7 protein-coding genes are annotated in these 9,425 nt (G+C 35.1%); all 7 read left to right on the forward strand.

The genetic code is table 11. The features are described from left to right. The first annotated feature begins 62 nt into the window (after positions 1 to 62). Positions 63 to 2,021: a DUF4767 domain-containing protein gene (locus CYJ57_RS05765; protein WP_219525578.1), complete on the forward strand. Its 1,959-nt coding sequence runs from the start codon at positions 63 to 65 to the stop codon at positions 2,019 to 2,021. Between the two features lie 510 nt (positions 2,022 to 2,531). Further along, positions 2,532 to 3,005, forward strand: a complete 474-nt coding sequence (locus CYJ57_RS05770) for a methylated-DNA--[protein]-cysteine S-methyltransferase (RefSeq protein ID WP_280522420.1) — start codon at positions 2,532 to 2,534, stop codon at positions 3,003 to 3,005. 208 nt (positions 3,006 to 3,213) lie between these two features. After that, positions 3,214 to 3,933 (forward strand): cytochrome c biogenesis CcdA family protein, encoded by a 720-nt coding sequence (locus CYJ57_RS05775; protein ID WP_101954449.1) that lies wholly within the window; start codon positions 3,214 to 3,216, stop codon positions 3,931 to 3,933. Between the two features lie 15 nt (positions 3,934 to 3,948). Further along, entirely contained in the window at positions 3,949 to 4,617 is a 669-nt protein-coding gene (locus CYJ57_RS05780) for a redoxin family protein (protein ID WP_180764412.1), read from the forward strand. A gap of 12 nt (positions 4,618 to 4,629) precedes the next feature. Next, positions 4,630 to 5,736, forward strand: a complete 1,107-nt coding sequence (msrAB, locus tag CYJ57_RS05785; protein ID WP_101954451.1) for a bifunctional peptide-methionine (S)-S-oxide reductase MsrA/peptide-methionine (R)-S-oxide reductase MsrB — start codon at positions 4,630 to 4,632, stop codon at positions 5,734 to 5,736. A 6-nt stretch (positions 5,737 to 5,742) separates the two neighbouring features. After that, positions 5,743 to 6,516 (forward strand): response regulator transcription factor, encoded by a 774-nt coding sequence (locus tag CYJ57_RS05790; protein ID WP_101954452.1) that lies wholly within the window; start codon positions 5,743 to 5,745, stop codon positions 6,514 to 6,516. Beyond that, positions 6,491 to 8,164, forward strand: coding sequence for a sensor histidine kinase (locus CYJ57_RS05795; RefSeq protein ID WP_101954453.1), 1,674 nt, complete (start codon positions 6,491 to 6,493; stop codon positions 8,162 to 8,164). The genes CYJ57_RS05790 and CYJ57_RS05795 overlap by 26 nt, the downstream gene beginning before the upstream one ends. Positions 8,165 to 9,425: the final 1,261 nt, after the last annotated feature.

Raw genomic sequence — 9,425 nt, forward strand, 5'->3', positions numbered from 1 at the left:
TATATTTATTCATAAAGTGACAATATAGAACCGAGGTGTACTACATGAAAATGTTGAAATGCATGCGTTGGATAATGTTAGTGACAGGGATGAGTTTGTTAACAGGCGAGCCAGTCAGAGCAAATGAAGAGCTTCCTGAATACTATCGCCCTGTAATTGAGGATTATGAGAAGAATTTGGACCGGATATTGGATGCTGATTTCACGGGTCTTTATGATAGTCCTTATATTTCTGAACTAGGAATTGCAAATGCGCGTCCTAGCGATAAAATTATTTATTCTATTCAGGACCTAGACCATAATGGGATTCCTGAATTGCTATTGACTGGTGTGAATGAATACCGGAGTTTGTTCCATATCTTTACCTTTAATGGAGAAGAAGTTGTTACTGTCGCCGGTTACGACTATCCAGAAAGACCTGATACAGGAGAAATTGAAGCCCCATATGTTCATCTATCTCCTAAAAGTGGGTTAGATTTCTATCAGGATGGTAGGTTAGGTTATAGATTAAAGTCCTCTTCCACCGGAAATTTCTATGCATTTGTTACATTCAATGAAACGGGTGACGATATTGTCCCGATTGCCGAATATTCCTCTTACTCACAAAACGACACAATGGTGTACGAAGATAAAACACATCAAAAATTCCTAACAGAAGATGAATACCGTTCAATCATGCCTGGAGATGATGAATTGATTGATATTTATGAGGATTGGCAATGGTATGAGATTGGCGGCGGAGAGAGTGTCCAAGAGTCAAGCCAAGTTGATGTGGCCTTCTCCGAAGAGATGCAAGGTTACTTGAACCGACTGCGGGATTTGAATCATCGCTGGTATGAGTTGCTTGATACATCATGGGATACGGAGCGAATCACTGTACACGACTTGATGGCATTGGATATTCAAGTATTTGATGATGCGAATGTTTATCACCCCATTATTCCAGCAATGTATCGCAAAGCTCAAGATGTTGCTGCTGAATATGACGAGTCGGAAGACGCACATTATCGGATTAGAAATATTTCCGATTTAAAGACGATTGCCCAGAATACCTTTGCGATTGAGAAGATGCTTCTTCCTGAATTAACGGATGAATCACTCGAGGCACTCAATCACTTAAGATTTTATTGCTTAGCGGCTTATTATGAAGCTATCAATCAGGCAGAAAAGGAAACTGGATTCTTATCGTACGGCTTCATACTAGAATCTTTAGATGGCATGAAATACGATGTCGCAGAACTGTTCACGGTGGATGATGCCAGATACGACTTACTCAATCGCATTAGCATTGTTGCCGGAGAATCCGCAGAAATCAATGGATTTGGCTTCAAATATTGGAAAATGGAATATTTCCAGAATCCATATCCAGAAGGCACGCACCATATTGTATCGATGCGAACATCAGCTGGTGCACAAGATATTAGTGGGGTCGGGATTTTCTTCATTGACAAACATACTGGTGAAATGCAATTCGCAACACTAGGGAACACTAATAATCCGAAAGAGATTGATCCATTTGATTATCAAGCATACTATCAAGTAGATGTGACGAATCATTATCCAGCTTTTGAACCTGTTGAGTTCCCTGAATTACCGGCACCATCATTCGATGCTAAGGCTCATGAACGATTAGGCAATATTATGCAAAGTTGGGGAAGCACGATGAATCAAGTCTATCAACAATATACTCTCGAACATCCGGTTGATTTCTATGGCGGAACATTCCCGCGTAAGACGTTCGAAATCAATCTCGACGGTGAGATTACAACGATTCACTATCAGCACGACGGTGACGGAATTCTTGGTATCCGAATTGATGCCGTCTACTCAGATATTGAAGATACTGCAAATTCATCTGATGAACGACACTTATACTTATTTGTAGCTGACCCAACTCACCCTAGAGTCCTTGTAGCGTTACAGGGACCAGATGCCGATGGCCATACCCTCTTCTGGGACACTCAGAACTCCGATCTCATCGGACGCTTCAATTTCCTCGTGAAGGAACTTTATCAGGAATAAAATTAAAGAGAGACTGAGACATTCGCTCTATAATCGTTGCTAGATACGAAAAATATAGATAATACGCACATATTATCTACAAAATATTGTAAAATAATATATTGAGGATACAAAAAAATAGTAATTATCCGAAGAAGAATGTATAGACTTAAAACGAGGCTGGGACAAAAGTCTCTAAAAAATCGATGAGCGTAAAATTTAATTTTACGCTCGTCGGTTATATTTATTATAGAACCTTATTAGAGACAGCTCAAAACGAGCTGTTTTTTTAGGGTACAATATAATCGAATATTAAATATATAAAGGTTACTTTAATATGTTTAGGAGTAGGTTTAGGTGTAATCAGAGAAATTCGAGTTAACAGTGGAATAGATTAGATCTTGAATATCATTAACCACATTTGAAACAAATAAAATGTGTATTGTATCATGAATAATATAAACTAGAATAGAATTAATATAGTCGCTAATTACATTGAGCATTATATGCGATAGGAATAATAAGAGTGAGGTGCAAAGATTGGATTTCGTCGTTTATGCGTTTCCCTTTGGATTCTTAAAAATTGGCTATCAAGTGGAAGCTTTGTTGTTGCTACAAAAGATTGACGAATCACAGAATGTTGGAAAGAAGACGGATTTTACGGAACGCGTCTATACAGAAATTATGGAATGTTTAAAGGGTGAGCGAACAACATTTGATATTGCCTATGAGCTGGAAGGAACGGCGTTTCAGAAGAAAGTATGGCAAGAGCTGACAAAAATTCCTTATGGCGAAACCCGTACCTACAAAGAAATTGCCATAGCGATTGGAAACCCTAATGCCAGTCGTGCTGTTGGAATGGCTAACAATAAAAACCCACTGATGATAGTTGTCCCATGCCACAGAGTGACCGGTACAAATGGCAAGCTGGTAGGTTACGGAGAGGGAATTGCTATGAAGAGAGAGTTATTAGCGATGGAACAGCGGGTTAAGAGGAGAGATTAAAACAGATCATTAATTACGAGAACCTGCGTCGGATTCTCATATCTACATAGTCATCATGATCAATTCATGCTTATTCCCTATATAATTCACATAATATTACTGGGCATCTAATGATTTTCAAGTTTTTAAACTTTATTTTCGATTATCTGGTAAAATGATTGCGCTTATAATAAAGGTATAAATTAGTATTTCAAGGGGGCGTATCATTATGGTACAAAATGAACTGTTGATGAGTTCGGTATTTATAGCTGGTTTTCTCTCATTTTTTGCACCGTGTACCTTTCCACTGATGCCGGTATACATTGGGCTGATGACAGATAAAGCAGGAGAATACAAAAAAATTACAATTGGAAGTTTAGAGATTAATCAAGGAGCGATTATCAAGACAATGGCCTTTGTTTTAGGCCTTTCCACGAGCTTTGTGATCCTAGGCTTTGGAGCAGGTATTATTGGACAATTATTAAACAATCGATGGATATTGATGTTCGCAGGGTTTTTAGTATTTTTGTTGGGTATTCATCAAATGGATCTAATTCAATTTGATAAAATAAATAAAATCAACGGCATTCATTTCTCTAATAATAAGCCGAAAGCATTGGGGGCCTATTTAATGGGAGTGTCATTCAGTTTGGGATGGACGCCTTGCGTTGGCCCCATCTTAGCTGCCGTATTAATAACCTCTGCAAGTAGTGGACAACAATTTTATGGTGCGTTCTTAATGTTGATTTATTCACTCGGCTTGATGATCCCTTTTTTAATAATGGCCGTTGCTTCAAGTGCATTGATGAATCACTTCGAACAACTTAATAAACATTTAGTGACAATAAAACGGGTTGGTGGATTTTTAGTTGCTTTAATGGGAATTGTGTTAATGAGCAACCAGTTACCGAATTTAACAGCGTTCTTTAACAATTTATTTAATCAGTAAACAAGGAGGACAATCATGAAAAAAAGATTATTAGTTGGATTAGTCGCGGTGTCAGTCATATTAAGTGGTTGTGCAACAGAAAACCAGTCAAAGAATGAGGGGATGAATGATCGAGAAGAGACAAAGCTAGAAGAACAAATGGATCAGGCAGAATCAACTACAACGAAGGATATCGAATTGGTCGAGATGACCGAAGATGAAACGACTAAAGCCGATGAAACAACTAAAATGGAAGATAGCATGGCTAGCAAGCAAGTGAACCAAGGTAATTTAGCGCCTGATTTCAATTTATCAGATTTAGATGGCAATATGTACAAATTAAGTGATCAAAAAGGAAAGAAAATATATGTAAAACATTGGGCTTCATGGTGTCCGATTTGTTTAGCTGGACTATCAGAAACGGATGAAATATCAAAGGACGCAGAAGACTATGAAGTTGTAACGGTAGTTTCACCAGGGCATTTTGGTGAAATGAATAAAGAAGATTTTATCAAATGGTTTAAGAGCTTAGGCTATAAAAATATGAAAGTATTATTGGATGAATCGGGCAAATTCATTGAAGATTATCACGTTCGTTCAGCTCCAACAAGTGTGATTGTCGGTTCGGATGGTGTTTTAGTTAAAGTCATTCCAGGACAATTAAATAAAGAGATATTAGACCAAATTTATGAAGTAGTTCAATAGGTAGGGATAAAAATGAAAAAAATACTTTTATTCATAGTATTGGTGGCAACGTTGTTAGTTTCAGTATATACCGTCAAAGCTGATACGACCAATAAAATTGATGAAATTATTACCCAACAACAAAAGAAAACAGCAAATAAAAATCCAAATGATGGAGTCGACTATTCGAAAGCGGAGTTAAAAACGATTTATTTAGCAGGCGGCTGTTTTTGGGGATTAGAAGCCTATATGGAAAAAATCTACGGCGTCGCTAATGCAGTCAGTGGTTATGCTAATGGTGATACCGAAAATCCAACTTATGAAGATGTATCCTATAAAAATTCAGGACATGCAGAAACGGTGAAAGTAGACTATGATCCCGAAAAAATCTCATTGGAACAAATTCTAGACTATTATCTATTAGTGGTGGATCCTACGAGTGTGAATAGACAGGGAAATGACCGCGGCATCCAATACAGATCGGGTGTATATTTTACCGATGAAAATGAAAGAAAAATTATCGAAGAGAGATTGAACAAAGAACAAGAAAAATATGAAGCAAAAATCGCGGTAGAAGTTGAAGACTTAGAACATTTCTATGAAGCTGAAGAATACCATCAAGATTATTTAAAGAAAAATCCAGATGGCTATTGTCACATTGATATTTCTAAAGCCAGTGAAGTAATCATTGACCCATCGAAGTATCCAAAACCTTCAGATGAAGAGCTAAAGAAAAAATTAACAGACATTCAATACAAGGTAACACAAGAAAATGATACCGAACGTGCCTTTTCAAATGAATACTGGGATAATAAGGAGCCAGGAATCTATGTAGATATAGCCACAGGTGAACCTTTATTTACTTCAACTGATCAATTTGACTCAGGTTGTGGATGGCCATCTTTTTCCAAACCGATAGCAAAGGATGTTGTGACTTATCACAAAGATTTAAGTTATAATATGGAGAGAACTGAAGTTAGAAGTCGCTCTGGAGATTCACATTTAGGTCATGTATTTGACGATGGACCAGAGGAGTTAGGTGGATTAAGATTTTGTATCAATAGTGCCTCCATCCGCTTTATACCGTTAGAAGAGATGGAGCAAGAAGGGTATGGCTATTTAACACATTTAATAAAGTAGGTAAATATGTATAAATTATTAATTGCAGATGATGAATCGATCATCAGAAAAGGGATCAAAAAATTAGTTAACTATGACAATCTAAATATTTCAGAAGTCTTAGAAGCTGAAGAAGGACAAGAAGCCGTAGACTTGGCTAATACTCATCACCCAGATATTATTTTGATGGATATCAATATGCCTGAAATGGATGGTTTAACCGCTGCAAAGATAATTAAAGACAACAATCCCAATGTCTATATTATTATTCTGACCGGATATGATTACATCGAATACGCACAAACAGCCATTAGAGCAAAAGTGGATGAGTATATCTTAAAGCCGATCTCCAAAAAAGAAATTGAATATATCTTGAAAAATGCCATCGATAACATTGATAGTTTAAGAAAAGAACAATCCATTAAAGATTTAAAGCAGACAGAAAATGTTGAAATCGATGAGGAAAATAAGTTAATCAAGGAATATATTGAAGAGAATCTATTTAATATCGATCTGTCCTTGATTAAAATGAGCGAAGACATAGGCTATAACAGCAACTATCTAAGTGTGCTTGTTAAGAAAATCTATGGCATTCCTTTTCAAGATTATATTAATAAGAAAAGGATGGAAAAGGCGAAGCTTCTTCTCCTTTCAACGGATATGAAAAACTATGAAATAGCTAAAAGTATAGGAATTGAAGATGTGAATTATTTCATGACCAAATTTAAGAAATATTACAATATAACTCCAAAGCAGTTTAAGCAAGGATTAAGCGATGAAGAATCAACTGAGAAAATTTAGTACGAAAATAAGCGCTTATTTCTTCGTTATTTCAATATTATTGGTAACGATTTTGTCGTATCGCTATTACACATATTCTGTCACTATTTTAAAAGATAGTAAGTACCAACAAACAGAGCAACAATTAAAAAATGCCAGCATTTATATTTCTTCCTATTTAGAGAAAATAAAAGGCATTTCAAGTGTATTAGTCATGACACCAGAAATTGAAAAAATAGAGAATTCTAGTAGCGATTCGATTAAAAATATCATTGATTTAGTTGAACAAAATGACCCATTGATCAAGAGAATATCGGTTATCTCAAATCGCGGCAAATTGATTTCAACCTCGCCAATCGATTTTGAAAAATCGGATGATATGAATAATCTGGAATGGTATCAAAATCTAAAGAAATCAAATAATATGGCCATGGTCACGACGGAAAATCACAAAGGATTTTCAATGGATAAAAATGAACGAGTCATTTCAATTTGTCGTCAAATCGTCAAAGATAACGAAGTTCAAGGGTATGTCGTCATCGATCTGTCCTATAAATTGATTGAAGACTATGTATCCGTGATTAATTTTGGCGAAAATGGTTATGCCTTTATAACAACTTCTGAAGAAAAATTATTATTTGACTCTAATCAGAAGGGCACTAGCTCATTGGTAGAACAAGATAAGTATTTACAACTGATTAATAATAGAATGAAATCGTTAGATAAAGGGTTTGTCGGGGCACATGTCTACATTCCAAATACCGATTGGTTACTAGTAGGCGTTGCTTCAACTGAGCAAATTGATACGCTTCAAAAGAAATTAATTAAAAATACAGTGACATGGTCTATGATTATTTTATTTTTAACGGTTGCTTTATCACTATTTATTTCGAAGTGGATTAGTAAACCAATCACGAGTTTAGCCGAAGAAATGAAGAAGGTTGATGAGAATTTTTCGAAGATAGAGATTGAAGACAGCGACTCGATTGAAATTCATACCTTAAAAAAAGAGTACAATCTTTTATTGGATCGAATTAAAATTCTGACAAAAAACATCGAAGAAAAAGAGAATGCTAAAAGAAACTTTGAGTTGAAAGCATTGCAGAGCCAAATCAACCCCCATTTTATTTATAATACTTTAGACACAATTCTTTGGCTTATCGAATTTGGTGAAAATGAAAAAGCAATCGAGGTTACGAAAGCGCTAGGAATGATTTTAAGAAGTACTTTGAGTATTAATCAAGATTTTATCCCTCTAGCCAAAGAAATCGAACATGTTCAAAATTATATGGACATCCAAAAAGTTCGCTATGATGATAAGTTTGAATATATATTGGATCTTGAGGAAAATACACCTGAAATAATGGTCCCTAAATTAATATTGCAACCCATCGTAGAAAATGCAATTTATCATGGAATCAAACCTAAAAAAACAAAATCATTTATCAAAATTTCTTCCTATATTGAGAATGGAGACTTAATGATTAAAGTAGAAAATAATGGGGTAGACTTTGAAAGAGACCATCAAAATCGGATCAAAACGAAACTGGGTGGCATCGGAATGAAGAATGTTGAACAGAGAATTAAGATTCTCTGTGGCAATCAATACGGTATTAAAATGTATCGGCAAGATGAGGTCACGGTAGTTGAATATCGATTGAGTTTATAAGAAAGCACTCAATCATTTAGGCGTGACTTTAAATTATCTGTATAGTGGACATGAAAGACTAAGCAACGAATGGTTGTTTGGTCTTTTTGACGATCTCCTAACGTACTGCTAAAAAATTATAGTATGGAATGACCGATTCGTAGAAAAAACAACCTTGTTATTTACTTTACTCTAAGGAGACAACAATTGTATGAATATTACTAAGCACGATAACATATATCAAGTAGAGGAATTCGGAAGGAGATTAGCTACAATCAAGACCTACCGCAACGAACATCATTTGAGGAATTTTTTATATTCAATTTGATTTGAATGATAATAAAAAGATTAGCGATGCATCGATTTTTTAGGCGATTGCGGACGAAAAGAAGTGCCCTCTACAAGCAATGATAGCTTCTTCTGAAACTCAGAAAGCCGAGTACTAAAAAGTGTTCTATAAATCTTATCTGACAAAGGACGTGATTAATTGTCTCATATATTAACAATTATGGTTTAAATGTTTCGTATGGCTTTATTTACTAGGTATTAACCATGGATAAAGAAATCCATTTGAGATAAATTACCATTTATATTAATCGAGGCACTCTAGTCTTAAGAGAACTAACATGTAAAAAAATATTTGGTTAATGGTAGTGAAGAATGAGCATGGTGTAGCAAAAGCTATACAAGATAAATGAAAAACTAATAATTGGAATACTGTACCGTATAATGGATAAGCTTGGATTGCTGACTTCGGCAAGAACTGGTGAATTTTGATAAAATTTTTTCGATGAGGTTTTAATTATTTAATAGATGAAAATGAAGAAACATTATTCTAAATGAACCTGATACAGTTGAAGACCCAATTACTTTTATTTACTATAAGCGAAAACAGATATATTCGTAGCATTTGTAGAACAATTAAACGAAATATTCAGTGATTCAGGCTTATCTTATACAGAGATTAATAGATGAATTGAACAGTAAGTAAATAATTATAATTTCAAAAAGTCGCAGTTCAAAAATGTGAGCTGCGACTCTTATATATAAGGATAAACACTATTGAATCAAGACTTTGAAGTGTATTTCAAATAAAAAGCGAGGTGACAGATTCGCTTAAACTCGTGTGTGAATCCTTTACTACAGATAACAGAAAGTAAAGTGACAACTAATTTTATAGATACGGAGCCAGAACATAGTGTAAAATTTCTTGTGTAACCTCCAAAGTCCATAGAAAAAGGGACCTTTATCTTGTAAGATTGTAGTTACGACAAAACAATCA

The organism is Falseniella ignava (assembly GCF_002847645.1).
Taxonomy (GTDB): Bacteria; Bacillota; Bacilli; order Lactobacillales; family Aerococcaceae; genus Falseniella; species Falseniella ignava.